This is a genomic window from Bacillus sanguinis, from assembly GCF_018332475.1.
Classification (GTDB): Bacteria; Bacillota; Bacilli; order Bacillales; family Bacillaceae_G; genus Bacillus_A; species Bacillus_A sanguinis.
Map to the genome: position 1 here is coordinate 1 of NZ_BOQB01000424.1, position 3,008 is coordinate 3,008.

The 3,008-nt window shown below is 37.3% G+C and carries 2 protein-coding genes and 1 pseudogene; all 3 read right to left on the bottom strand.

The features are described from left to right. Nucleotides 1–1,324, bottom strand: a pseudogene (locus tag KI369_RS27085) (DNA translocase FtsK); the annotation flags it as partial. Nucleotides 1,325–1,479: 155 nt separating this feature from the next. Beyond that, nucleotides 1,480–2,436: an N-acetylmuramoyl-L-alanine amidase gene (locus KI369_RS27090; protein WP_212958658.1), complete on the bottom strand. Its 957-nt coding sequence runs from the start codon at nucleotides 2,434–2,436 to the stop codon at nucleotides 1,480–1,482. Nucleotides 2,437–2,474: 38 nt separating this feature from the next. Next, nucleotides 2,475–2,819, bottom strand: a complete 345-nt coding sequence (locus KI369_RS27095; RefSeq protein WP_212958660.1) for a thiamine transporter — start codon at nucleotides 2,817–2,819, stop codon at nucleotides 2,475–2,477. Nucleotides 2,820–3,008 lie beyond the last annotated feature (189 nt).

Below are 3,008 nucleotides of genomic sequence, written 5' to 3' on the forward strand. Positions count from 1 at the left end.
CTGATTGTTCTTCTGCAATTAAAACATCCGCAAAACTTTGAACATCTTTCTTCGTTTGTTCATCAGCCTCAGCGACATGTATGAATTCATTCGTTTGTTCAATTGCTTCATTTAACACCATTTCTTGCTGCGTTTCCTCAAGTGCTACAGGTTCCGCTTCTTCTGGTGCTTCTGTTTCCGCAACTACTTCTACTTCTTCTGGCGCTTCTGTTTCTGCAATTACTTCTACTTCTTCTGGCGCTTCTGTTTCTGTAATTACTTCTACCTCTTCAAATTCTTCTGGCATTTCCACAATGATTGTTTCTTCCAGTTTTTCTTCTGCTTTGACAATCACTGATTCTTCTGGTGCTTGCTTTTCTACTTCGATAGTAGGTTGTTCTATTTCTGTATTACGTTTAGTTTCTTCTGATAATATTGTATCCTCGTGCTCTACTTTAGAATCTACTAACTCTGCTTGTAGAATGTTTCGGGCCACTACATCTTGTTCTTGCTTCACATCTTCCATACGCTCAGCAATTGTTTGATGAAGTAATTCATCCGCTGGAACTTCCTGCGGTGCACTCATTTCTTGAACCACTTCTTTTTCTTCTACTATAGGCTCTTGGCGTTCAATTTCATAACCGTTTTTCTCTAGCCATTGATCGACAACTGACTTTTCTTCCTTTTTATTTTGTTGATCTCGCTGATCAACACCTTCATGACTGGAAGAATTCGTTGCTTGTCCTTGTGAGAAATCAGATAATGTATATCCTTTTTTCTCTAACCATGCATCAACGACTGGTTTGCCCTCTACAGATATTTCAAGATCTTCTCTTTCCTTTTCTTCCTCCTGTTGTACAACTTTTTTCTCTACTGAAGGACGATTATATCCGTAAATTGGCGAAATCATTTCTGTCGGACGAAATGGTCTACGGTTACTTTCTTGCGAAGGTACAGGCGCTTTCTTCACGACAGGCTCTCGCTCCGGTTCATATTGCATTTCCGGCTCTTCATATGTAGAAACTGCTTTCTCCACATGCTGTCGTCTACTTCTTTCCACTTTGATTCCTCTTTGAGTAGGCTGATTTTCATACGTTACAACTTGAACAGGTTGTTCTTCAAAATGCCCTGTTTCTATAACATCCTCTTCATCAAACCCATTATCCGGTACTAATGGAAAACGGCACTTACCTGCATTCCTACTTGCCATTTGTGCTTCTCTTGCTTCAGTGTAGTGGTTTACACGAGGAATTTTCGGCTGACTTTCAACTTGCTTCGGTACTTCTTTATTCATCGCTGTTTGTTCTTCCTCTTTGTTAAACAGCTTTTTCATCCAATCTAACATGCTTACCACTCTTTCTACTAAATAGTAACATCCTTTATTGTATCAGCATTCGGCAAAAAGTGCAGGTAAAATTAAGCATGTCATATTTATCCATAATATTCTAATTCACGAGTGTTTTCATATGGAAAAACGCAGCCTTACATGTAAGACTGCGTTTAAGCTTTACTCTTCCGGTATTCATCTACACTATCCGTTACACTTTGTAATAAAGAATTTACATACTGTGGGTCAGATAATTTTTTATCTTCTTCAGGGTTTGACATAAACCCAAGTTCTAATAGTACGCCAGGTACTTTGGCCCAATTAAATCCAGAAAGATCCCCCCTGAATTTAACTCCATTTACTTTCACTTGATGATTCTCTCTCATTTTATTTACAATCGTTTGAGAGATTTGAAGACTTTCAACATAAATCTCTTTCGTATACGGACTTCCTTCTGCCGGCGTTAATACAGCAAATCCACTTTGATTCGGATTTTCAGAACCATCTGCATGAAGACGTAAAAATAAATCCGCCTTATGGTCATTTGCAAATGTCGCGCGTTCTTTATTACTTATATCCACATCTTGTGACGTTCTCGTCATTAATACTTGTATTCCCTTTGCTTCTAACTTTTCTTTTAATACGAAAGCCATTTCTAATACGAGAACAGCCTCTCTTTTTTTCGTCACAACACCAGTTGTACCATCTGTCACTTTATATTTTTGCGTCGTTGCTCCTGGTCCAATCGGCTCTAAATTTAAATTCGCTTTTTGTTGATGTCCTGGATCAATAACAACGAGAAACTTTCCTTGTTTTTCATTACTCTCTACTTTTTGTTCATTATTTTGCAGCGGTTGCTCAGTTGGTTGCACGGGCGTAGCTTCCTCTTTCTTTTCCTCGGCCGGCACTTCCTCCTGCTTCTGCTCCACTTGCTCATTCGTTTGAACTACTTGCGTTTCTTCTTTCTTTTCTTGTTCTTCTTGCTGCTTTTCTGCCGGTGCGTCTTCTTTGTTATCTTTGATTTCTTCCTTCATAGAAGATGTTATTTCTTTTTTCGGCTCTTCTTGCGAACAACCTCCCATATATATTCCAATGAATGCAATCATGCTCATTATTTTTATATACTTCATGCTTTTCTCCCATCACTTTGCACCGGTCTCAAAGTTTCTTATAATTGTTTTATAATCTCATCCATATTCCCAATATGAACGGGTTGCCACGTTTCAGTGCCACGCTCTGCAGTATAAACTAAATACGCACCATCAGACACATTTACGAAAACTGGGTCCCCCATATCTGTTTCATATCCGATAACAATCCATTCCTCTTTCCATTTTCCATGTTCTTCACTTATTAATGAATTTTTATGTTTATCATATCGATAACCGATTTGTCCTTTTTCTAATTCATTTTCACTAAACAAATATATTTCATAGGAACCTAACTCGATATCTTGCTGTTTTGAAGTTTCAATTCGTTTCAGAAGTTCTGCGATTTTTAGTTGTTGTTTCATATTTCTATCCCCTTCTATTTTTCTAAATTTTAACTATTTTGTTTATAAAACACAATATAGATTTTAAGAAAAAAGGTGACATCCTTATGAATATGAACGATTTTCTACATATATCTATCACAACTCACAATATATCAAAGATTCAATAGAAAAGAGAGGTTGCCCATAAGGACAACCTCTCTTTTCTTA